This window comes from Streptococcus taonis (assembly GCF_029948085.1).
Classification (GTDB): domain Bacteria; phylum Bacillota; class Bacilli; order Lactobacillales; family Streptococcaceae; genus Streptococcus; species Streptococcus taonis.
Window position 1 is genome coordinate 155,425 of sequence record NZ_JARZZP010000002.1, and the last position, 23,269, is coordinate 178,693.

Sequence of the window (23,269 nt, forward strand, 5' to 3'; positions counted from 1 at the left end):
GTGCTGCTTCATCGCCTGCTGTGCCAATAGCTTCAGTGTATTCTGGAGCTTCATGAACAGCTGCTTCGACTGCGTTAACGCCACCCTTGAATTCTGGGACTTCTACTACTGGTGCTGCTTCATCACCTGCTGTACCAATAGCTTCAGTGTATTCTGGAACTTCATGAACAGCTGCTTCTGCTCCATTCACACTGCCTGTGTATTCTGGGATTTCCACTACTGGTGCTGCTTCATCGCCTGCTGTGCCAATAGCTTCAGTGTATTCTGGAGCTTCATGAACAGCTGCTTCGACTGCGTTAACGCCACCCTTGAATTCTGGGACTTCTACTACTGGTGCTGCTTCATCACCTACTGTGCCAATAGCTCCTGTGTATTCTGGAACTTCATGAACAGCTGCTTCGACACCATTTACTCCACCAGTAAATTCTGGAACCTCATGGATAGCTGGATCTGTTTTACCAGATACTTCTTTCTTAGTTCCGACTAAGACAATCTCATCTTGCGGTGCTTCAATAGTTTCACGAAGTTTTTCAGTACGGCTTCCATCTAGTGCTACTTCAGTCAGGATACGTTCTTTACCTTCACGACCTGCTTGAGTTACACGAGTTTCACCTTCTGCTAGAGTTGGATCTTCTTTCTTCACTGTCTTGAAGCTGAGAGCTTCTTCTACCACTTCTAGGCTAGGAAGCTCTTCCTGAACAGCTGGGGCAACTTTTCCAGTTTCAACCTTTTCTTTGGTCAATTGGATACGGTATTCCTTGACGTGTTTACCACTTTCTGAAACGAGACGTACCAAGACTGGAAGTTTATCGTCACCACTATCGACAACTGTTGCCGCTACGTTTTCACCAGCTTCAACGGTCACTTTAGGACGGTTTCCACTATAGGTTACTTGGTAATCCACACGAGCTTCAGAGAAGTCAGCAAGCTCTCTACCATCCACAAGAAGTTTAGAAGCTGTATTGTCCTTAGGTGCTTCACTTGGTGCGATAAAGGCCATTTCAGTGATAGCCACACCCTTCTTGTCTGCTTTTCTGTCCATGCGCCATCTCATAGCTTTAGCTTTGACTGGTGCAAAGGTTACATGGATGTCAGTTCCTGCTTGAATCTCTTGATCCGCACGGTATTCAACTTTCTCCCAGTTAGAAGGAGTGTTGAATGGGTGATCAGGATCGTATGGTTGGTAGTTAGAGTAATATTCTGGTGAATCAAATTCTGGTCCAACATAGCGTTCTAATACTAGTTTAGAAGGGGCGTCTGTTCCACCATCTGCAAAGAATCGAATGCTTCCTTCTGCTACTGAACGCTCAACAATCTTACCAGCTTCTCTAAAGATAACCCCTACTGAAACTTCTGGATTAGAAGATGGAGTTGGAGACCAGTTGGTCCAACGACGGCTTTCATCATCTGAACCATCGTTAACATAATCTACACGGTCATGAGAGTTTGGATCAATATCGTTAGTTGCTGAGGCAAATGAACGGTTGCTATCGTCATCGAAGTCTGGGTTGTCTGAAAGATTTTCTCCGAGTTTGTCTGTTACACGAACAGCTACTTCAGCAGTTAAATCAGTACCCAAAACGCGACCATGAACTGTAAATTCACCTGCTTTTGTTAGATTTTCTGCTGGAACTGCTTCCCAGTCAACAGCCAAGTCCTTGACTTCATAGCCATCTTTTCCTGTAAAGTAAACAGGAACTTTGGCTGGTAATTCTAAGGCTTGTCCTTTAGCAACCAAGCGAGAGGATTTGGCAACAGCAACAGGTTTACTTGCGAGCAAATCTTTATCATTTGTGAAGTGTAGGCGGTATTCACCTAGGATATCTCCGTTTTCAGCCTTGACAACAACACGAACTGGATCTCCTTCACCTACGCTTGGTACAACTGTTGCAATACCATTTTCAGTGACACTTGCTGTAACAGCTGGAGCTTTTCCTTGGCTTGCTTCTAGATAGTAGTCAGTCAAGCCTGGGTTAAAGTTTGGCAAATCTTTTCCATCTACTTGGATTTTTGCTTGAGCATTCTTAGCTGCAGCTACTTGTTTAGAGAAGATTTGCATTTCTGTAATAGAAGTACCCCATTTACCATCTGGTCGAACCATGCGTATACGAACTGCGTAAGTGTTGACTTTATCAAAGCTAAAGTGGGTCATTTCTCCAGCTCTGACTTGATCTGGAGCCTTGAGATTTGTTACTTCTTTCCAGTTTTTAGCGTCATTAAAGACATGGTCTTCGCGTGCTACGAAGCTTGGATTCTTAGGAACTGTTGGAGTTGCTGAACCGACATAGTATTCGATGACATAGGATTTAGGTGCACCAACACCGTGGTCTTCGTGGAAGGCTACATTGATGTTATCCACTGAACGTTTAGACATGATACCAGAGTCACCAAAGAGAATTCCCACTGATGCTTCACTTGTACGGTTCCAGTTTGTCCAGCGGTTTGCTGGTTGGTTGTTATATGAGATTAGTTTGTCATTGACATTGGCTACTGAGTCACTTGGATTTGAGTCTGATGCAAAGGCAAGTGGCAATTCTGAACCAGTCCACTGGTCAGAAATATTTGCACCAGTTTCTGTCTGAGCAGATACACGAACATGAAGTTTAGTTGGTAGTTGAGTACCTTCGACATGTCCTGTCACAGTAAACTTGCCTTCTTGTGCGTATTGGCTTGGTTCAATTGCGTCCCAAGTTACTTTAGCTGAAGAGACTTGGCCATTTGAGTGGTAAGTACGAACGCTCTCTGGTAGTTGAGGAGCTTCTGCAACTGGAGTAGTTACGCTCACTTCTTCGACAGCAATGATACCTTCGACAGATACCTTAGCATGAGCTTCTTTCTCGATTCCTTCAACTTTACCTAGGACTTCAAAACTATGGTATTTAGCAAGGTCTTCCTTAGCAACTGCTTGCCAAGTCACCTTGTGAACCTTCGGAAATCCTTTGTCATACTCTACAGTTACAGTAGCAGGTAGACTTGGTTCTTGGTTCAAACCTGTCACGACACTAACTGGACGGATGGCTTGGACAACTTTGCTTTCAGTATTTGCTTGAATGTTCAAGTCAATCTGGCCTTCTGCTCCTTCAAATTGAGCTTTCAGAGTTACTTGACCAGGTTTATGCAATTCAAGCAGACCTTTACGAACGGCTACATCTCCCTCACCTGAAGTTGAGAAGCTAACCTTGTCAGCTTTCAAGACTGCTTGTGTACCATCCTGGTAGTGAGCCAAGACCTTGATACCGACTGTTTGGTCTTCTTTCAAAGCAGCTGCATTTTCAACTTCTAGGCTCAAACGTCCAATTTGTGGAGCTTCTTGTAGGAATTGGATAGCATAAGTTTGTAGTGGACCACCATCGTTTGGTTGAACATGGATGCTTGCACGCATACCATTTGCTTCATTAGCTTGAATAACTGTCACTTGAGCATTTTCGGCTGTAGCTTTGACCTCTGGCAAGGATGCTCCATAAGCAAGCTTGTGATATTTTACAGGTTGGTCAGTTGAAAGACCTTCTACAGCTTGGTCTGCTACGGTTACACTTGGGACTACTGGATTAGCAGTTTCACCTTCTGCCACTACCAAGGTCGCAGTGATTTCTTCATCTTCTAAAATACCTTTAGCTTGAATGCGTGATCCTGCAATAGCTAGTTTAGCTTGATCTTCAGCTGCAATTTCCCACTTATTAACTTCGTAGCTCGCCACAGTACCATCTGACAATACGTAAGAAACAGATTTGTCAACTGAACTTAGGTCTGTATTTGGAGCGATTCTCTTAACTACAGGCAATTCTGCTTCAAGAGCCAAGATTTCAACACGCGCTTCTACTTCACGTCCATCTGCCACACCCTTAACAGTCACAATTCCTGGTTCGTTGACATCAACTGCTGACCATTCTACTGGAAGTTTTGTACGGCTACCATCACTGTAGATAAAGGCAACCTTCTTAGGCATTTTCGGTGCTTGACCGATAACAGTACGGACTTTAGCAACTTCTGTACCCAAAACTGTTTTTTCAGCTTGGTCTTTCTTACCTGTGAAGATAGTAGTTTGATCAGATTTCAAGAGATCAGAATGAGCAGTCAAGGTAAATTTACCAGCTTGCTCAGTTGATTTGACAATGACAACACCCTTACCATTGAAAGCTTTACGAACCCATGAACCGTCAGCTTGCTCTTTGTAACGTTCACGGCTTGCTTGTTCACCGTTATCCACACCGACAATCTGACCTTGGCCGTGCAACTGGAAGCGAACAAGGTTATTGGCAGTTGGAACTACATTACCAGCGCTATCAACGATTTCGTAGTAGATATAAGTAAGATCTTTTCCGTCTGCTGCGATAGCATTTTCTTCTTTGACTAGGCGAACACCTGCAGGTTCACCAGCAGTCGTAACCTTATCACGAGCAATTTCATTACCAGCCTCATCGCGAGCTACTGCTTCCAAGGTTCCAGGTTGATAAGCAACCTTCCACTCAAGGTAAAGTTCCTTTGCATTGGCACCTTCTTGGTAAGTACGGCCATCGCTTGTTTGTTTCTTGTTAAAGGTTTTCTTACCTAGGGACTCACCATTCAAGAATAGTTCCACACTGGCAGCATTTGAAAATGCACGAACAGGAATCTTACCATCTGCGTCAGCTACATTTGCTTTCAGAGTAGGATCTTCCCAGTTCCAATGAGGAAGGAGGTGAACCATTGGTTTCTTCTGAGCAGAAACCCATTGGCTTTGGTACAAGTAGTAGTCATTCTTAGGAATGCCAGCTGTATCTACGATACCAAAGTAAGAACTCTTAACTGGTGTGTTGTTTTGGTTGTGCCATGGAGTAGGCTCACCGATATAGTCGGTACCTGTCCAGATAAACTGACCAGCATAACCAGCATTGTCACGGTCAAAAGTCCACGATGCAGTGGCTGTTTTACCCCAACCAACACGGTCATTACCATAGTCTGATTGCTCATAATGACGGTAAGCTTGGTTGCTATGAACTAGCTCACTTTCTGGACGGAAATAGCTACCACGAGTACGAGTTGCAGAAGAAGTTTCTGAACCGTAAATCAACCAATTCGGATGTTTCGCACGAAGCTTCTTGTAGTTGTCCTCTGAGTAGTTAAATCCAACCGCATCAAGTTCGTTGGCAATCTTTTCATGATCACCACTACCATCACCAAAGCGGAACTTATCTGCTCCCATAGTAACATAGCGTGTCTTATCAACTGCTTTAATAACTTGGACCAAGCGTTTAACAGTCGCTAGAGAACGAGCCTTACCGTCTGCTTCACCGATTTCATTACCGATAGACCACATGACGATAGCAGGGTTATTCTTGCCTCTCTCGACCATTGTACGTAGGTCAAAATCAGACCATTTTTCACCTTTTTTAGCATCTGGGTGAGTGGCGTCTTTGTCAAAGAAACGTCCGTAGTCATACTGTTTCTTCCCACCGTACCAAGTATCGAAGGCTTCTTCTTGCACCAACAAACCTAGTTCTGCAGCGATCTGCAAGGTCTGCTCACTAGCTGGGTTGTGGGTTGTACGGATAGAGTTCACACCCATATCCTTCATCTGTTTCAGACGACGGTATTCTGCCTTATAGTTTTCTTCAGCCCCTAGAGCTCCGTGGTCGTGGTGAAGAGAAACACCGTGGAATTTAATCCGTTCACCATTCAAAGAGAAGCCTTCGTTTGGAGTCCAATTGTAATAACGATAACCAAATAAATCTTTCTTAGCATCTACCAACTGGCCATCACGATAGACACGAGTTACCAATTCATAAAGGGCAGGCTTGTCGTTAAGGACTGTCCAAAGTTTTGGTTTCTCAACTTGCAAAATAGCATTTAGACTAGTTGATTGATGAGCTTTCAAGACTTGACTATCTGTACGAACCACGTCCGTTACAGCCTGACCATTTCGTTCAATAATTTGGTATTCAGCAACAATTTCATGATCTTTGTCATCTGTATTGACAATCTTACTTGTTACATGAGTATCAACCTTACCATTTTGTTGTTTTTCAAGGTCTGGTGTTAAGATAGTTGTTCCATTTTTCTCAGCATGAACCTTATCTGTGACTTGAAGGGTAACATCGCGGTAAATACCACTTCCTGAATACCAACGGCTACTTGGTTGTTTATTGACCGCATGTACAGCTACGACATTCTCACGACCGTCTTTATTGAGATAGTCAGTGATGTCATATGAGAATTGGTTGTAACCATTTGGATAGTGACCAACTAGCTGACCGTTTACATAGACTTGCGAATCCATATAAACTCCATCAAAGACCAGGCGAACATTCTTATTAAGGTCTTTTTCATCTAGTTTAAAGGTCTTGCGATACCAAGCATCACCACCATTGAGTTGTCCACCCTCATTTTGGGCAGGAGAATCATGATCGAAGTCATTGTAGATACTCCAGTCATGAGGAAGGTCTAATTTCTTCCAGCTTGATACATCTGCATCTGGTTTGATAGCGTCTTTTGCATTAGCATTGAGTTTAAAATGCCAGTTTTGGTTAAATTCTACTTTACGGTCCTCAACCAATTGATTTACCTCCTCACTGGTAGCCGGTTTTAGGTCCGGTTTTTCCGTTTGAGCAGATTGGTCTTGAGTAATTGCTTGAGGTTTCTTATCTAACATGGAATCCACTTTTTTATCAGAATCTGATTGTACAGTTTGGTCGTCCTGTGCCTTTTCAACCGCATGAGCTGGTGTAGCAACTTCACTTGCAGCTGATTCAGTTGATGCTGGCTGTTCTGGACTTCTTGTTTCACCAAGTTCCTCTTTATGAGAATCATCCGCTACTTTTTCTGCAGCAACTGCAATTGGAGTTTCATCAGCTGAAACTGGGTTTGCACCAGCTACACTTGCTCCAAATAAGACTGAGCAAGTACCGATGAGCACTGAGCAAGTACCCACCGTAAATTTCCGGATACTATACACTCTTTTTCGATTCCAATGATCTTTTCCCATAAGATCCTCCTTATATTGGTAACCGCTTCCATTTTTATGTAAGCGCTCTACTTTTTCAGTAGTATTTTGCTTCTATTTTATAAAATAATATAAGAAACTTCAATACTGGCAGCATAAAAATCATACTTTTGATTCTTTTTTCTATAATTTGTAGAAAAGTTTAAAAATCTGAATGTACATTTAGTGAATGATTTTACTAAAAAAGGCGGTGGGACAGAAATCGATAGACAAAGTCTCGATTTCGTAGTCCCAGCCCCGCGAGGATGATTAGGAGCTTTTTGGAGTCTAATACTCAATGAAAATCAAAGAGCAAACTAGGAAGCTAGCCGCAGGTTGCTCAAAGCACTGCTTTGAGGTTGTGGATAGAACTGACGAAGTCAGTAACATATATACGGCAAGGCGACGCTGACGTGGTTTGAAGAGATTTTCGAAGAGTATAAAAGACGAACAGAAAGTTCAATCAGCTACCGCGTCAAAGTTTGATTGCTAATAAAAAGTGAGGTCGGGATCTTTTGTCCCAACCTCTTTTACGGACTATCAAACTGATATTTCCTATTAGATTATTGACTAGATTTCCCCTTTTCCAAAAGCTTGATCATCTCATTTTTACGTTCTTCAAGCTCGGCAATTTGCTGAAGCAAAAGCTCTGAAAAATCACATTCAAGCTCTTCAGTTTCGCCACTATTATACCAATCTAGAGCTACTATATGATTGTCCTTATCAAAGCAGAAAATCACATCTCCATCCCCTATGATAGACAGAAATGGAATATAGTCAACAAATCCTAAATCATGTAATTCCTTAGTTTTTATTCGAATGTCTAAGAAGTCTGGGATGCCATCGGCAATTCCCAAGACCTTAATACCTCTGCAGAAGGTCCAAAAAGGGGCTACATCGTAAGCCTTGGCTCTTGGCCATAGCTCTTCTCTGACCTCCATAAAGAGACCTCCCAAAGATGACATGGTGAATTCTCTGAAATCTTCTGGCAGACGAATGCCGTATTGATTTTCAAAATCCTGAACATCTTCTTCCGATGGTTCATTGCCCATGCAGGCGACAACTTGATAAGTGTCCTTATCATAGTGACGAAAATAATCATAAACTTCCTTGAGTGCCATCATTTCATTCCTTCTTTACTCAGAAATATAAACCACAAATCCAGCTGGCAAGATAACTTGTTGTCCATCTTCAAACTGGCAATGACTCGCTAAATCAACTGAATCTCTTTCTAAAACAAAATTCTCTTTAGACTGATTAAAGATTGCCTGAACTTCTTTTCCTTGGTAGTTCCACTTCAAGGATAAAACATCTAGTTTCACTTCTTCCAAGCGATAATTTCCATGCTGAATCATACTTGCCACTTCCTTACGGACTTGGATTAATTTCTTCATAAAATTCAGCATATCATTATCCTCAGATACACGCTCCCAAGGCATGACACGACGGCAGTCAGGGTCTGGTCCACCAATTAGGGCCAACTCTGTTCCGTAATAGATACAAGGAGTCCCTTTTTGAAGGTAGAGGAAAGCTAGAGCAGCCTTGACATGTTGGAGATCGCCTTTGGCAGTTGTGAGGATACGCTCTGTATCGTGAGAATCAAGAAGGTTAAACATCACTTCTGATATTTGTTGCTTGTAGTACATAGACTGGCTGTTGATTTCTGAAATAAACTGCTCCGTCTTTTTATGCTGACGCAAGAAATAATCCTTGATACTTTCAGAGAGCGGATAGTTCATAACAGCATGGAACTCATCCCCTTGTAGCCAAGGCTGAGACGTATGCCAGATTTCACCTAGTATATACAAATCAGGCTTTTTAGCGAGAACTGCCTTTCTGAAATCTCTCCAGAACTGGTGGTCAATTTCATTAGCAACGTCCAAACGCCAAGCATCGATATCAAAATTCTCAATCCAGTAGGTCGCAACACTGAGAAGATAGTCTTTGACTTCAGGATTGGCTGTATTTAACTTAGGCATATAGCTAGCAAAGGCAAAAGTATGATAAGGGAGTTGCCTTGGATTCTGAAGTTTATCCTCAGTAACTGGGAATTCTTGGATATGGAACCAATCTTTATAAACTGAGTTTTCTCCATTTTTTAGAACATCCTGCCATTGGACTGACTGGTTGCCAATATGATTAAATACTGCATCTAGCATAATCTTGATCCCACGTTTGTGGGCTTCCTCGACTAGATTACGAAAGACTTCCTTGTCTCCAAAGTGACGGTCGATTTCAAAATAATCCGTCGTATCATACTTGTGATTGGTCGTTGCTTCAAAAATTGGACATAGGTAAAGTCCAGTGATTCCCAAATCTTTAAGATAGTCTAAATGGTCAATAATCCCTTGTAAGTCTCCACCAAAAAAATCATCCATGTTAGGTGCAATGACAGCATCCCACTCTCGAGCTCCATCTGGAGTCAAATTAGGATTTCCATTAGCAAAGCGTTCTGGGAAAATCTGATACCACACAGCTTCTGAAACCCAACTAGGAACCTGGCAACCATCGATTTCGTGAATGTAAGGAAGTTTAAAGCCATTTCCATCAGCATCCAAGTTTTCGTGAGTATATTCAACACATCCCTTATCTCCGTAGAAGACTCCCTGACCTTCCTTATCAAGGAGTTCAAAAAGATACTGAATCCGTGCAAAATTAACCGACACCGTAACCTGCCAATAATCAAATAAAGCATCCGAGGTTACTTTAATCATTTCTTTCTTGGCTTCATACTTATCCTCAATGAAAATAAAGGGATCTCCATAGTGCAAGATGACCTGCTGAATATCATTTTTCTTACTTCTAATTCGGATATGCAACTGATTTTCTTTATACAGATAAGCATACTCTGATTCTGGTCTATGATAAATGGCTGTTAATTCCATGTCTTGTCTCCTAAAATTAATAAAAACGCAAACGTTTTCATAATTGCTAGTTCTAGTATACTATTTTAACTGTTTATTTGCAATTTTTATACCAGTTTTACGATAGATATATAGATGGACAAGGGTAAAATTGAGTAGACTCTTTTTGAGCTTTAAAAAGAGAGTTTCCATGAACTGGAAAACTCTCTCATCATTACGGAGCAGATGATTAAAATAAATGCTATCTGATATCTTTAATCCTCTAGAATGAAAATTTCTTCAACATGTAGTCGTAGCAACCTTGCAATTTTCATTGCTAGTTCAAGTGTAGGATTGTACTTGTCATTCTCAATAGCAATTATGGTTTGTCGACTAACGCCTAATATTTTTGCCATATCTTCCTGACGTAGTCCTTCAGACTTTCTTAACTGTTTGATATTATTTTTCATACAGCATTAGTCTTTCTGAAAACAATAAATGCCAATCGCCAAAACTACGATAAGGATAACAACCATCAAAATTACTCCTTGAACAAGTTTATTTGGTTCTTTAAACTCTTCATCACCGTCAATCATTTTATGTTTTATTGCATGTTGAGTAAATCCTTGAATAGAAATAGATAAACATAAAATCAGACATGGTAACATTTCAAGTTCAATGCCTTTTGTAATAGATTGATAAATATTAAATACTGTCCATCCACATAAGCCAAATAGAGCCGTTTTATAACCCCATTCCTCAGAACGTAGCTGAATCGCTCTGTCCATTTCATCCATTTTTCTCATAGTCCTATTCCTCCAATTCGTCAAAAAAATGTCAAGAGCTCTTTACATTTTTTATTATACTCTAAATCGATGAAATGTCAAGATGTTTTAACATTCTTAGGCTTTTTTATTTTCTTCATCTATTCTAAGAATATTCCTAACTCCAATTTTCAGTCTAATCAATCCGACAAAGGGCAAGTTCTTTTAAACCTATTTTATCTTGACTTCATAAGCTTTGGCTATAGATATACTTTTAGTTATGTTAGACTCGGAGTTTATTCTCTCTTTAATCTGCTTTCTTATCTCAATTATACTCCAAAACTATCAAATAGAGATAAACTACCAGTATTTTCAGGGATTATTTTTGATCAACAACTTCTCCTAATTAAAACAAAAAGCCATTCCTCAAGGAAACAGCTTCATCACTTATAATTAAAGGTTTCTTCAGCTAACTTATCTGCTAACTTGGGAAAGAGGGTGTAAAATTTATGAGCTAAATTTAACAAAAGAGGGAGATTGAGCTCGCGTTTGTTTTTCCCTATGGTCTTAACAATCTTTTGGGCTACTGCGTCAGGTTCCAAGAGAAAACGATCAACCGACTTAAGATAGGTTCCATCTGGATCAGCCTGGTCAAAAAATCCTGTACGAATCGGACCTGGATTAACCGTCGTCACATAGACACCATAGGGCATGAGCTCAAGGCGAAGAGCATTTGAAAAACCAATAGCCGCAAACTTGGTCGCTGAGTAAAGACTGGACTTTCCAGTTGCTATCAAACCAGCCATACTAACGATATTGATGATATGGCCTTTTCGGATTTCCTTCATACAAGCTGCAACCAACCGAGACAGATTCATTAAAGCAAAGGTGTTAACCTCAAACATCTGATGAATATCTTGATCAGAGATATTGTCAAAATCTTCAAAAATCCCGTAGCCAGCATTATTAATCAAAACATCAATCTTTCCATAGCGCTGGTAGAGTTCAGCTACTAGGCATTCTAGGGCTTGAGCATCGGTAATATCAATCTCAACCAATTCAGCCTGTGGATGATTTCCGTATAGTTGAGCTAATTTTTCTCTATTTCTACCCAGCAAAATCAATTGATCATTGGGCAAGAGTTTGACCATTTCTTGAGCTAGACCCCCGCTAGCACCTGTAATGAGAATAGTCGACATACTTTTCCTTTCTCAATCTTCTAGATTTCCACTTCTTCCAAGTCTTTGACCACATGGACGTTTTCAAAAATCGTTGCCGCATCTTTCTTGAGCTGGCTAATGTCTTTTGAAAGAAAGCGTGCACTGATATGGTTGAGCAAGAGTCGTTTGGCTCCTGCTTCTGCCGCTACTTGTGCAGCCTGCATATTGGTTGAGTGGCCATGATTGCGGGCAATCTTTTCGTCTCCCTTGCCATAAGTCGACTCATGGACAAGAACATCTGCATTGACACCAAGACGCACACTGGCATCTGTTTTTCGAGTATCTCCCAAAATGGTAATAATCTTACCAGGTCGCGGTGCTGAGATATAATCTGCTGCCTTGATCTCGGTGCCGTCCTCTAATACAACATCCTGACCGTTTTTGATTTTTCCAAAAAGCGGTCCAAATGGTACACCAGCAGCCTTTAGTTTTTCAGCGTCCAAGGTCCCTTCTAGATCCTTTTGCATGACACGATAACCCACACAGAAAATAGTGTGATCCAACTCTTCCGCATACACCGTGAATTTATCTGTTTCAAGAATTTTCCCTAGAGAATCTTGGTCAAACTCATGGAAATGAATCTTATAGGGTAGGCGTGAACCAGAGACACGCAAACTAGTCAAGACAAATGACTTGATGCCTTGGGGACCATAGATTTCCAAATCTGTTTGCTCTTCATTGGCTTGAAAGGCACGACTAGAGAGAAAACCAGGCAATCCAAAGATGTGGTCTCCATGTAGGTGAGTAATAAAGATTTTGCTGACCTTTCGTGGTCGAATCGTGGTTTCCAGAATGCGATTTTGCGTTCCTTCGCCACAGTCAAAGAGCCAAACTTCGTTAATCTCGTCCAAGAGTTTCAGGGCGAGACTTGAAACGTTGCGGGCTTTAGAGGGCTGACCAGCCCCCGTTCCTAAAAATTGAATATCCATTCGATACTTTCTAATTAATCAATATATAACATAGCAGTTCTATTTTCCGAGCGGTAATAAAACTTGCCAGAGAAAGATTTAGCTTCTTGTAGTAAATCCTCTTGACTATAGCCTTTGAGTCGTTTTCTTCCATCTGCCAGAGTTTCCAAGTCGGTTAAAGGCGTCAAACTCTCCACAGAGACAACTTCTTCCTCTCCAAGCTCCTTCATGTAGATTTTACCAGACTCCTCAAAAACTAGCTGATGAGGAAAAATTTGCGCAATCTCAAAGAGTAATTCATCTGTAATTGCTTCCTCGTGTTCAGAGAAAATGCGACCTAGACCTTCTTTCTCGTAGCAAAATCCAAAGGATTTACCAGAGAGATTGAGGCGAATAAAGGGCTTGTTTTCCAGAGTGAAAGTTGGCTCAGTATTGTAAAGATTCAACTCCTGACTCAATTCAGCAAAATAATCTGTCGCAGCTTGAGGGCTCTTTTTCTGATAGAGTTCTGCAAAGTAGGCATTCACTACACTGGGTGGAGGAGTGATGAGGGCTAGTTGCTCCTGGTCAGATTTACCAGCTAAAAGCTGATCTAGATATACTTTATCTAAGCTGGTATACCCACCATACTTGAGAGCTAATGTTTTGATATCAGTCATAAAATTCCTCTAATCTCCATTTGTTTTTCTCAGCAATGTAGCCTGTGATGACTTGACCATCATCTTGGTAGTCCCGTTTTTCAAGAATCGCAACACTCTCCAAATCATGAATCTTGTAAGCCTTAGAAAAAGGCACGCGCAAAGTAAAGGGTTCAAAAATTTCCTTGATCTTATCTAGCAATAAAGCCTGCAACTGCTCTCGACTATCTTTAGACTTTGCCGAAATCAGAGCATATGGCGTTTGAGTGGGCGTGAAATCCTCTACCAAATCCGCTTTATTATAAAGGGTTAAGCGAGGAATATCCTCCATGTCCAAGTCTTTCATGATGGAGAGAACTGTTTTTTCATGTTCCTCATGATAAGGATTGCTAGCATCGATGACATGGACCAAGAGATCTACATGCTTGCTTTCTTCAAGGGTTGACTTGAAACTTGACACCAACTCTGTCGGCAAATCTTGAATAAACCCAACAGTATCAGTTAAAGTCACCTGTAGATTCCCACCAATATGGATGCTTTTAGTCGTCGCATCCAAAGTCGCAAAGAGCTCATCTGCCTCATACTGGGTCTTGCTAGTCAAGGTGTTCATGATAGTTGACTTACCAGCATTGGTATAGCCAATCAAGCCAATCTTAAAAGTACTTGACTCCAAACGTTTTTCTCGAACTGTCGCCCGATTTTTCTCAACCACCTTGAGCTGGCGCTCGATATCTGTAATCTGGTTGCGAACACTACGACGATTAAGCTCCAGCTGACTTTCACCTGGACCACGGGAACCAATTCCCCCTGCCTGACGGCTGAGCATAATCCCCTGACCAACCAAACGAGGCAAGAGGTATTTGAGCTGAGCTAGATGAACTTGGAGCTTCCCTTCATGGCTTCGAGCCCGCATGGCAAAGATATCCAAAATCAACTGCATGCGGTCAATGACCTTGACCCCTAGAACTTCTTCTAAATTGACATTTTGGCGAGGTGTCAGACGGTTGTTGACAATGACAGTTGTGATTTCTTCTGCATCCACCATTTGAGCAATCTCTTCCAACTTACCAGAACCGACGAAGGTCTTGGAATCGTATTTTTCACGTTTTTGTCTGTAACTATCGACTACAACTGCCCCTGCCGTTTTAGCTAGACTAGCCAGTTCTTCCATGGAGAGGTCAAAATTATCCATGCCCTGGAGTTCAACACCAATCAGCAGGACTCGCTCCTCTTTTTTCTCCGTTTCAATCATTTAAAAACTCCTCAATCTGGTTTAAAATACGGTCTTTTACACCAGATTCTCCTATCTGATAAAAGGTCACCTGCATACGATTACGGAACCAGGTTAGCTGGCGCTTGGCAAAACGACGGGTCGCCTGTTTAAGACTCTCACTAGCTTCCTCCAGGCTCTGCTCTCCACGAAAATAGGGAAATAGTTCCTTGTAGCCAATGCCTTTAGCAGCCTGTACATCTGGATAATGGTCAAACAGCCACTTGACTTCATCCAATAGTCCAGCTTCAAACATCAAATCCACACGGTGGTTAATCCGTTCATACAATTGACTACGCTCATCATCCAAGCAAATAATCAGCGGCTCATACAAGGTCTCTTGATTTTCCAAGTCTTGACCAAAATGGGAAATTTCTAAGGCACGCATGGCACGGCGACGATTAAACTGGGGAATTGCAAGGCCTGCTTGATCCACCAAATGGGCTAATTCCTCATCTGTATAAGGCTCCAAACTAGCTCGATAAGCTAAAATCTCCTCATGGGGAGTCTCACCACCTAAATGATATCCTTCTAGCAGACTCTGGATATAAAGACCTGTCCCACCAGCGATAATAGCTAGTTTGCCGCGACTTTGAATATCCTCAATGGCTGCCTTAGCTTCTGAAACAAAATCAAAAGCCGAGTAAGACTCGGTTACATCTCTCACATCAATCAAGTGATGAGGAACACTTGCCTGCTCCTCTGGACTAGCCTTGGCTGTCCCAATATCTAGTCCTCGATAGACTTGTTGGCTATCTCCACTAACTACTTCACCATTAAAACGCTTAGCAACTTCAATGGCTAGAGCTGTCTTTCCAACTGCAGTCGGTCCAACAATCACAATTATTTTTGTTTTCATCTTTTTTCCTTGAAAAATTCCCATTTTTTCGCTACTATTATTATATCACAAAAAGGTCAGTCAGAAAAATGCGACCTCTTGAGGTAGCTGGCTGATTTATAAGTTAAAGGAGGAATACTCATGGCTAAAGGTTTCGCTAAAGGTCTTGTAACAGGTATTGCAGGAACTGTCGCTGCAGTTGCAGGTGCAGTTTACGCAGTTAAAAAGAAAGTGATCGAACCAGAAGAACAAAAAGCAGCTTTCATCGAAGAAAACCGTAAGAAAGCAGCGCGTCGTCGCGTATCACGTTAAAACACAAAAGAAGTTGGGATTTTTCTCAACTTCTTTTTTTCTATTCTTTTATACTCAATAAAATATACTCAATAAAAACCAAATAGGAAACTAGGAATCTAGCGTGGTTTGAAGAGATTTTCAGAGAGTATTAAATTGCCAAGTCAAACTTCAACTGTGGCTTGACTGGATCATAATCAACCAGATCAAAATCCTCTGCTTTAATATCAAAGAAGTTGGTCTTGTCTGGTACATTTAAGACCAAACGTGGTTGGCAGTTTGAAGGCTCACGACGAAGCAATTCCTGAGCTTGTTCAAATTGATTGTCATAAATGTGAAGGTTATTGATAAAGTAGAAGAATTTTCCAACTTTCCAACCAAAGTGTTTAGCAATCATCATCTGAAGAGCCACATACTGCATAGCATTAATATGATGAGCCACCAGCATATCGTTAGAACGTTGGGTCAAGGTCGCATCCAAATAGATTTCCCCATCTACACGACGGACATCAAACATGGTTTGAAAGGCACAAGGAAGAAGGCCATCTGTTTCCTCAAAAGCTTGATAATCCCAAAGTGAGATGATATTGCGACGGTTCCAAGGATTGGCTTCTAACTGTTTGAGAATCTTGTTAATGATGTCATGCTTCTTAACAACAGCCCCATAACGTTCCCCAATAGTCCCTGTATCTCCAACTTCCCAGTCATTCCAGTAGTGAACATTGTACTTGTCATTGAGAACTTCTAGACTATTTGACTGATCCTGATAAATCCAGAGCACTTCCTTGATAGCTGATTTGATAGGAATAGGTCTTAAGGTCGTGATTGGAAATTCTCCCTTGGACAAGTCATACTCCGCAAAAGCACCTGTGATGTACTTGGAGTTAGCCACTGTTCCATCCTTATACTTGGGACGTGCTTGTTCTGAAAAGACTCCTTCATTGAGAATTCGCTCGATATTTTCTTTAAAAATCTTATCTGCTTTTGTCATTTGCTATCACCTCATTCATTGTCTTAACTAGTATAGCATAAAAAAAGAAAGGAGGAAAATCACTCGCTTACAGAAAGCAATTTTCTCCTTTTTATGTTTATTTATTGCAAGACAAGTGATGCTGCTCCGATAACTCCAGCGTCATTTCCTAGAGTTGCAAGAGCCAATTTAGTAGATGTACGTACTTGTGGGAAGGTATTTTCATCATAAACCTTTTGCACGCCTTGGAGAAGGAATTCTCCTGCAGCCGATACACCACCACCGATAACGATTGTTGATGGATTTAGGATAGAACCGATGTTGGCACATGCAATACCCAAGTAACGTGAGAAGTTACGGTAAACGATCAAGGCAAGGTCGTCTCCTTCTTTTGCCAAATCAAAGACAGTTTTAGCAGTTACTTCTTCACCGTCGTCGATCAAGCGTTTTAAGGCTGCATCGCCTTCGTATTCATCTGCGTAACGACGAGTCAAGTTAACGATACCTGTCGCTGAAGCTACTGTCTCAAGACAGCCTTTTTTACCACACGTACATGCGATTGGTTGGTCAAAGTCAACAGTGATATGGCCAAGCTCACCAGCAGCACCTGCAACACCGTGAAGCAATTTACCTTCTGCTACGATACCGCCACCAACACCTGTACCAAGTGTCATAAAAACAACATCTGGTTGGTTGTCACCAGCACCCATCCAACGCTCACCAAGAGCTGCCACGTTGGCGTCATTGTCGATAAAGAATGGAATCCCCAAGGTTTTTTCCATTTTTTCTTTGATTGGTTGAAGAGTTTTCCAGTTGAGGTTGTAGGCACCGATAACAGTCCCTTTTTCACGGTCAACCACACCAGGTGACCCCATACCAATTCCACGGAAATCTTCAGCAGACAATCCAAGCAAGCCCAAACGGTGTTGAATAGTTTCAATCATATCGTCTACGATATGGCTTCCTTCATCCAAAATGTTAGTCTTAATAGACCATTTTTCTTGGATTTCTCCTTCTTGCGTTAAAATAGCGAACTTGATAGAAGTCCCACCAAGGTCAATCCCAATAATTTTTTGACTCATTTTTATCTCCTTTATGATTTATCACTTCTTTATTATTTTATCAAACTTGTTACAGCAATTCAAGAAAACTTCTAGTTATTTCTGCAAACTCTTTTGGTTTTGCCTTATTCAAGACATGAGGTCCCTCAGGAATGATCTGAAACTGGGAATCTGGCATCAGTTCTTGAATAGCTTTCATTGAACTGAGATTAGGCTTATCCTGACTACCACAAATTAACAAGCTTGAATAGGGACAATTCCTTGCAATCTCTCTTAAATCAAGTGTTTTTAATTCCTCAGAAACTCCAACCATAAGAGCTTTATCTGCTCCCTGTTTCTCAAATATCCTTTTTGGAAGCAATTTAAATATCAGCAACTGAATGTAAAAAGGGATGTTACCTGCTAGTTTCAGTGGGCAACCTGACAAAACCAAGGCCTGAAGATTTGGTATATCATAACTTGAAAGCTCCAATGCAAGGGCAGCCCCTAAGGACAAACCGATTAGGACAAAAGGTTCTGTTTCCACTGTTAAGCGCTGATAAATGCGCTCCTTAGCTTCTTGGTAGGTAGCAACTCTGGAAGGAAATAAGTCTAGGGCTTCAGAAGGATAATCTGCCAGTAAATCCTGAACTTCTTTCCAACTATCTGCTGACTGACCTAGGCCATGTAAAAATATTAGTTTCATTTAGTTCTCCCCTACTGACAACTCATATAAGCCCCTTACTGCATTACAAGCATAAATGACTTCTGCTTGCTTCAAATCTTCTATGGTTAAGACCTTCTCTTCTACTTGCCCATTTTCAAGCAAGTGTTGACGATAAATCCCTGGTAACAGGCCTAGCTGACTAGGAGGTGTATAGAGCTTGCCATCCATTTTTAAGACCAGATTGCCAATAGAGGTTTCAAGCAATTTTCCATCAGCAGTGTGATAGATGATTTCCTGCTCTCCCATTGTCAAATGCGGTCGATGTGTCGTCTTAAAGTAGGTAAAGGCCTGCTCCAAATCAGCTTCTTGCTGACAAAGCTTGGCCTGACAAAAACTAGAGCTAAGCGGTGTCAATACTTGTCGATCAATTTCTATTTCTCCAGACTTGCTGAGACTGATTCGTATCCGATAATCTTGACGTATGTCACAAGACTGGTACTCCTTCTCTATTTCTTGTCTCAAACTATCTTCATCAAATGGAAAGGCAAAATAACGACTAGCCTTTCGCAGTCTTTCTAGATGTTGATTTTCAAAGAGCAAGGTTTTCTGGCTGATTTTTCCTGTCGTAATCAGTTGAAAACGAGGCTGTTTGCGATAAAGAACAGCTGCCTTTTGCTGGACTTCACGGTATTCTGCTTCCCAAGTACTATCCCAAGTGATGCCACCTCCGACACCATAGATGGCTTGCCCTCCATGCAGTTGAATGGTTCGAATAGCCACATTAAAAATCCGTCGTCCATTAGGAAGCAAGAGTCCAACAGTTCCACAGTAAACTCCTCTAGCTTGTTGCTCCAAGTTCTTGATAATTTCCATGGTCGCTATCTTGGGAGCTCCTGTGATGGAGCCACATGGAAAGAGCGATCGGAAAATTTCAACTAGGTCAACATCTGGTCGTAACTGACTCTTGATGGTCGAAGTCATCTGCCAAACCGTTGAATACTGTTCTACTTGGCATAAACGCTCCACATGCTCACTACCAACCTCAGAAATACGGTTCATGTCATTACGCAAGAGGTCCACTATCATCATATTTTCTGAACGATTTTTGGGATCCTGCTCCAACCAAGCCGCTTCCTTCAAGTCTTCAACGTCGTTCAAACCCCGTTTAGTCGTCCCCTTCATAGGGCGAGTTGTCAACTCACGACCATTTTGCTCAAAAAAGAGTTCTGGACTCATGGAAATCACTGCCATGTCGTCATGTTCAACATAGGCATTGTAACCCGCTTCCTGCTCGACAACCATACGATTGTAGATAGCAAAAGGATTGGCAGACAACTCCTGCTTGAGTTGAACCGTATAGTTGACCTGATAGGTATCTCCTTGTCTTAAATGATGGTGAATCTGGGCAATAGCCTTTTCATAGTCCTCTGCAGAAGTTACTTCCTGCCAGTTTGATGGCAACTCCACCTCCTCATAAGTCAGAGGAATGTTAGATGTTTCAACACTGTTATGAACAGTGAAGTAAAGCAAATACTCTCCTAACAAGGGACCCTCGTGAACCGCCAACTTCTCCTCAAAAGCAGGCGCAGCCTCATAGCTGACATAGCCCACCACATAATAGCCTTGCTCTTGGTAGCTTTCCACTTGTGCCAGCAGGTCTGCCACTTCTGCTAATCTTCTTGTTTTTAACTCTTTGATAGGCTGGGTAAAGGTGTATCGCTCCCCCAAAACCCTAAAATCAATCACTGTTTTTCTATGCATATCCTAAGTATACCATAAAAGCCAGACCCCAACAGGAGATCTGGCAATTTTATTCTTTGAGAATGATAAAGTAGATGTCACTTTCTAAGAAAATCTGAACATAGCATTCTCTTTTATCACACCGACTTTTTATCTATCCTTTAGGAAAGAGTTCAGATGAAAAGGCATCTGTGACCTGCAATAGTTTTTGGAAGACTTTTTTCTTCAGAGCTACTGTATAGTTGGCAACTGAGCCTCCATACTTGAAGTTTCGGTAATCCGTTTCTACTGCTTGGTCAAACAAGTCTTGCAATTTCTCATAAGAATCAATTTGCTGACCATCAATTTCAAAACTATGGATTCCTCGTTTTGCCTTGGCAATAATAGCGTCAAACCAAGCCTTCTTCCATTCTTCCAAGTTCTGGAACTTGCCTTTCGAAACCTTCTGGATAATGAAATCATCGCCAAGTGTATCATGCCCCTCGCTCAGCGCCTCATCTTTGTATTTATTAGAAGCATATCCTAGGAAACCATTTTCGTAACCATAATAACCCCACATACGGAAGGCATTATGCTTGAAGGAGATGGCTCCAGGAGCTCCCTGACTTGTATTTCCACCGTAGATAGCATCCACCATCTTGACATTGACATAAGCTGTCTTGAGGTCTTCTGGTCGGTAAGTTCCCTGATAATGCCTGTTGGTGATGATGTTATTTTTGATTAAATCATCCACAGAATTTAGCTGAGTCTTGGCTTCGTCATCTGTCAATGGACGGACATAGTCCCACTGGTTTGGAGCAAGGAGTTTATTATCCTGATCCTGATAGCGCATCTGCTTGGTCATCTTGCTGAACCAAGCCTTCTTCAAAGCCAGATCATTCTTAGCGAGGACTCGTTCCCCTTCCAGATAATCTAGAAGCATCAAGGCCTCATTATAACCTTTCATGTAGTGGTCAATCTGCTGGCGTGTTTGCAACTTGGTTGGATCTGGATTGTACCATTGGTCCCCATCATTTGGTCGCATATAAGCCATGTTGAGCCCGAGAGCGCCATATTCACCCTGATAGCTTTCACCTTACTTGTTTTCAAAATCAAAAATTTTCAGGAGTGATTCCAACACGTTCGATTAAATTGCCCAACCGCTTCTAAAATCCAAATTCTACACTTCTTATGAATTAAAATATATTTCTAGTAAACACTTTTTAATAATCTCAAAATCACTCAACATAATCCAACAAATAACCATAGCCCTTTTCTTCCATTTGATCCTTTGGGATAAAATGGATGGATAGACTATTGATACAATAGCGTAGACCTCCCTTGTCCTGAGGTCCATCTGTAAAGACATGTCCTAGGTGAGAATTCCCTGTTCGACTTCTGACTTCCGTTCTGACCATATTGTATGACTTGTCTTCCTTATAGGTCGCAACATCTGGACTGATCGGCTGGGTAAAACTTGGCCAACCACAACCCGATTCAAATTTATCTTTCGAAGAAAAGAGAGGTTCGCCAGTCGCAACATCCACATAAAGACCTGCTTCAAATTTATCCCAGTAACGATTTGAAAAGGCACGTTCTGTTTGACCATTTTGAGTCACGGCATACTCCTCTGGAGACAAAAGTTTTTTCAATTCATCGTCACTCGGTTTTGGATATTTACTTGCATCAATAACAGGATAGGCTGCTTGATTGACATTGATATGACAATATCCATTAGGGTTTTTCTGGAGATAGTCTTGGTGGTAGTCCTCAGCCACAATAAAGTTTCTTAAGGCTTCCTTTTCAACCGCCAGAGGCTGGTCGTACTTCTTAGAAACTTGGTCAAAAATTTGATTGATGACTTCTAAATCTTTCTCATCTGTATAGTAAACTCCTGTTCTGTACTGAGTCCCCACATCATTTCCCTGCTTATTTTTACTGATTGGATTGATAATGCGGAAATAATGGAGCAAAATTTCTTTTAAAGAGATTTGATTGACATCATAGGTTACATGAACAGTCTCTGCATGCCCGGTTTGGCCGATTAATTCATACTGGGTTGTTTCTCCTCTACCATTTGCATAGCCAGAGACCGCATCTGTCACACCCGCTACTCGTGAAAAATACTCTTCGACTCCCCAGAAACAACCTCCTGCTAGATAGATTTCATGTAAGTCAGCATCTTTACTTGGTTGAATTTTTTTCGTGACTTTTTGCCCTTGACTAACTGCTGCCTTCTCAATTTGAGTGGTATCTGTGTAGCTTGCGCTCCTTTTTTCCAAAAGAAATAGAATTCCAATAATAATGCAAATGATGATTCCTATGAATACAATTATTTTTAATTTATCATTCATGATGAGCCTCTAATCTATGCTTTTTAGCGTCTGTAAAATAGTTTCCTTGTCCATAAAGCCTGGCTGGGTCTTAACGAGTCTACCTTCCTTATCAATAAAGGCTTGAGTCGGATAAGAACGAACTCCGTAACTCGCCAAAAGTTGTCCCGAAGGGTCTAGCAATACTGGTAAATCTTTATAGTCCAAACCTTGATACCATTTTTTAAAGGCTTCTTCTGCTTGCTCTCCTTTTTGACCAGGAGAAACAACTGTCAAAATTACAAAATCATCGCCAGCTTCTTTTGCCAGTTCATCGGTATCAGGTAAACTAGCTAGACAAATAGAGCACCAAGATGCCCAAAATTTGAGATAGACCTTTTTGCCCTTATAATCTGATAGGCGATAGGTTTTCCCATCAACTCCCATAAGCTCAAAGTCTGGAACTGCTTCTCCTTGTTTTGCATTTTGAGAACTAACTTGTGCATTTTTGTCTCCATTTTGCTTATCAGCTTCGCTCGTCGTCTGATTTTTACAAGCTGATAGACAAAACAGACTAGTGCAGACCAATACAGTTGCTTGCCATTTTTTCATCTTCATCACCTTCTTTTTTGTTATATGAATATAGATATTTACTTTGTAGTTCTATTATATACCTACCTTGCTAAAAATACTTAGAATCTGTTTGGAAAATCAATAATCTTCTTGATTACAAAAACTCCCACCTGCTAATAAGGGCTCTATAATTTCTGTAGTGGGTAAAACCACCATAGGAATTATGGAGCCTATTTTGTTGTAGAAAAAAAGTCCCAT

16 protein-coding genes and 3 pseudogenes are annotated in these 23,269 nt (G+C 41.3%); 1 reads left to right on the top strand and 18 read right to left on the bottom strand.

The window, feature by feature from the left end; translation table 11 throughout:
* Positions 1 to 28: 28 nt before the first annotated feature.
* The 11 genes and pseudogenes from bgaA to miaA all read right to left on the bottom strand — a co-directional run.
* Positions 29 to 6,583, bottom strand: a pseudogene (gene bgaA / locus QEZ38_RS01650) (LPXTG-anchored adhesin/beta-galactosidase BgaA); the annotation flags it as partial.
* A 210-nt stretch (positions 6,584 to 6,793) separates the two neighbouring features.
* Positions 6,794 to 6,961, bottom strand: a pseudogene (locus tag QEZ38_RS09810) (YSIRK-type signal peptide-containing protein); the annotation flags it as partial.
* Between the two features lie 560 nt (positions 6,962 to 7,521).
* On the bottom strand, positions 7,522 to 8,079 hold the full coding sequence (locus tag QEZ38_RS01655) for an SMI1/KNR4 family protein (RefSeq protein WP_281334829.1): 558 nt from the start codon (positions 8,077 to 8,079) through the stop codon (positions 7,522 to 7,524).
* 15 nt (positions 8,080 to 8,094) lie between these two features.
* Positions 8,095 to 9,843 carry a glycoside hydrolase family 13 protein gene (locus tag QEZ38_RS01660; RefSeq protein ID WP_281334813.1) on the bottom strand — a complete coding sequence of 583 codons (1,749 nt, stop codon included), beginning with the start codon at positions 9,841 to 9,843 and terminating at the stop codon, positions 8,095 to 8,097.
* A gap of 233 nt (positions 9,844 to 10,076) precedes the next feature.
* Positions 10,077 to 10,271 (bottom strand): helix-turn-helix transcriptional regulator, encoded by a 195-nt coding sequence (locus QEZ38_RS01665; RefSeq protein ID WP_006148098.1) that lies wholly within the window; start codon positions 10,269 to 10,271, stop codon positions 10,077 to 10,079.
* Positions 10,272 to 10,277: 6 nt separating this feature from the next.
* Entirely contained in the window at positions 10,278 to 10,607 is a 330-nt protein-coding gene (locus QEZ38_RS01670) for a hypothetical protein (protein ID WP_281334814.1), read from the bottom strand.
* A 401-nt stretch (positions 10,608 to 11,008) separates the two neighbouring features.
* Complete coding sequence (locus tag QEZ38_RS01675) at positions 11,009 to 11,764, bottom strand: SDR family NAD(P)-dependent oxidoreductase (protein ID WP_281334815.1); 756 nt, start codon at positions 11,762 to 11,764, stop codon at positions 11,009 to 11,011.
* A gap of 20 nt (positions 11,765 to 11,784) precedes the next feature.
* Complete coding sequence (gene rnz, locus QEZ38_RS01680) at positions 11,785 to 12,714, bottom strand: ribonuclease Z (RefSeq protein WP_281334816.1); 930 nt, start codon at positions 12,712 to 12,714, stop codon at positions 11,785 to 11,787.
* A 14-nt stretch (positions 12,715 to 12,728) separates the two neighbouring features.
* Complete coding sequence (locus QEZ38_RS01685; protein WP_281334817.1) at positions 12,729 to 13,352, bottom strand: cystathionine beta-lyase; 624 nt, start codon at positions 13,350 to 13,352, stop codon at positions 12,729 to 12,731.
* Positions 13,345 to 14,583, bottom strand: a complete 1,239-nt coding sequence (hflX, locus tag QEZ38_RS01690) for a GTPase HflX (protein WP_281334818.1) — start codon at positions 14,581 to 14,583, stop codon at positions 13,345 to 13,347. Before hflX ends, QEZ38_RS01685 begins: the two co-directional genes overlap by 8 nt.
* Positions 14,576 to 15,460, bottom strand: coding sequence for a tRNA (adenosine(37)-N6)-dimethylallyltransferase MiaA (gene miaA / locus QEZ38_RS01695; protein ID WP_281334819.1), 885 nt, complete (start codon positions 15,458 to 15,460; stop codon positions 14,576 to 14,578). Before miaA ends, hflX begins: the two co-directional genes overlap by 8 nt.
* 120 nt (positions 15,461 to 15,580) lie before the next feature.
* Here miaA and QEZ38_RS01700 point away from each other — a divergent pair, with 120 nt between their 5' ends.
* Entirely contained in the window at positions 15,581 to 15,751 is a 171-nt protein-coding gene (locus tag QEZ38_RS01700; RefSeq protein WP_049526232.1) for a DUF3042 family protein, read from the top strand.
* A 130-nt stretch (positions 15,752 to 15,881) separates the two neighbouring features.
* On the opposite strand, the gene QEZ38_RS01705 is transcribed toward QEZ38_RS01700, so the two are convergent.
* The 7 genes and pseudogenes from QEZ38_RS01705 to QEZ38_RS01735 all read right to left on the bottom strand — a co-directional run bounded on the left by QEZ38_RS01705 (position 15,882) and on the right by QEZ38_RS01735 (position 23,050).
* Positions 15,882 to 16,721: a thymidylate synthase gene (locus QEZ38_RS01705; RefSeq protein WP_281334820.1), complete on the bottom strand. Its 840-nt coding sequence runs from the start codon at positions 16,719 to 16,721 to the stop codon at positions 15,882 to 15,884.
* A 101-nt stretch (positions 16,722 to 16,822) separates the two neighbouring features.
* Complete coding sequence (locus QEZ38_RS01710; protein WP_281334821.1) at positions 16,823 to 17,782, bottom strand: ROK family glucokinase; 960 nt, start codon at positions 17,780 to 17,782, stop codon at positions 16,823 to 16,825.
* Between the two features lie 49 nt (positions 17,783 to 17,831).
* Positions 17,832 to 18,446, bottom strand: coding sequence for an alpha/beta fold hydrolase (locus tag QEZ38_RS01715; protein WP_281334822.1), 615 nt, complete (start codon positions 18,444 to 18,446; stop codon positions 17,832 to 17,834).
* Positions 18,447 to 20,168, bottom strand: coding sequence for an aminodeoxychorismate synthase component I (gene pabB, locus QEZ38_RS01720; protein WP_281334823.1), 1,722 nt, complete (start codon positions 20,166 to 20,168; stop codon positions 18,447 to 18,449).
* A gap of 133 nt (positions 20,169 to 20,301) precedes the next feature.
* Positions 20,302 to 21,204: pseudogene (locus QEZ38_RS01725) on the bottom strand (ZmpA/ZmpB/ZmpC family metallo-endopeptidase); the annotation flags it as partial.
* Positions 21,205 to 21,364: 160 nt separating this feature from the next.
* The gene (msrB, locus tag QEZ38_RS01730) at positions 21,365 to 22,480 is read right to left on the bottom strand and encodes a peptide-methionine (R)-S-oxide reductase MsrB (protein ID WP_281334824.1); all 1,116 of its coding nucleotides are present in this window, start codon (positions 22,478 to 22,480) and stop codon (positions 21,365 to 21,367) included.
* 9 nt (positions 22,481 to 22,489) lie between these two features.
* Complete coding sequence (locus QEZ38_RS01735; protein WP_281334825.1) at positions 22,490 to 23,050, bottom strand: TlpA family protein disulfide reductase; 561 nt, start codon at positions 23,048 to 23,050, stop codon at positions 22,490 to 22,492.
* Positions 23,051 to 23,269 lie beyond the last annotated feature (219 nt).

Coding starts and splice junctions, on each gene's coding strand:
- QEZ38_RS01710 (WP_281334821.1), bottom strand. CDS start 17,782: ATGAGTCAAAAAATTATTGGGATTGACCTTGGTGGGACTTCTATCAAG.
- QEZ38_RS01735 (WP_281334825.1), bottom strand. CDS start 23,050: ATGAAAAAATGGCAAGCAACTGTATTGGTCTGCACTAGTCTGTTTTGT.
- QEZ38_RS01660 (WP_281334813.1), bottom strand. CDS start 9,843: ATGGAATTAACAGCCATTTATCATAGACCAGAATCAGAGTATGCTTAT.
- QEZ38_RS01705 (WP_281334820.1), bottom strand. CDS start 16,721: ATGACAAAAGCAGATAAGATTTTTAAAGAAAATATCGAGCGAATTCTC.
- QEZ38_RS01670 (WP_281334814.1), bottom strand. CDS start 10,607: ATGAGAAAAATGGATGAAATGGACAGAGCGATTCAGCTACGTTCTGAG.
- msrB (WP_281334824.1), bottom strand. CDS start 22,480: ATGAATGATAAATTAAAAATAATTGTATTCATAGGAATCATCATTTGC.
- pabB (WP_281334823.1), bottom strand. CDS start 20,168: ATGCATAGAAAAACAGTGATTGATTTTAGGGTTTTGGGGGAGCGATAC.
- QEZ38_RS01685 (WP_281334817.1), bottom strand. CDS start 13,352: ATGACTGATATCAAAACATTAGCTCTCAAGTATGGTGGGTATACCAGC.
- QEZ38_RS01675 (WP_281334815.1), bottom strand. CDS start 11,764: ATGTCGACTATTCTCATTACAGGTGCTAGCGGGGGTCTAGCTCAAGAA.
- QEZ38_RS01665 (WP_006148098.1), bottom strand. CDS start 10,271: ATGAAAAATAATATCAAACAGTTAAGAAAGTCTGAAGGACTACGTCAG.
- QEZ38_RS01715 (WP_281334822.1), bottom strand. CDS start 18,446: ATGAAACTAATATTTTTACATGGCCTAGGTCAGTCAGCAGATAGTTGG.
- QEZ38_RS01655 (WP_281334829.1), bottom strand. CDS start 8,079: ATGGCACTCAAGGAAGTTTATGATTATTTTCGTCACTATGATAAGGAC.
- hflX (WP_281334818.1), bottom strand. CDS start 14,583: ATGATTGAAACGGAGAAAAAAGAGGAGCGAGTCCTGCTGATTGGTGTT.
- QEZ38_RS01700 (WP_049526232.1), top strand. CDS start 15,581: ATGGCTAAAGGTTTCGCTAAAGGTCTTGTAACAGGTATTGCAGGAACT.
- miaA (WP_281334819.1), bottom strand. CDS start 15,460: ATGAAAACAAAAATAATTGTGATTGTTGGACCGACTGCAGTTGGAAAG.
- rnz (WP_281334816.1), bottom strand. CDS start 12,714: ATGGATATTCAATTTTTAGGAACGGGGGCTGGTCAGCCCTCTAAAGCC.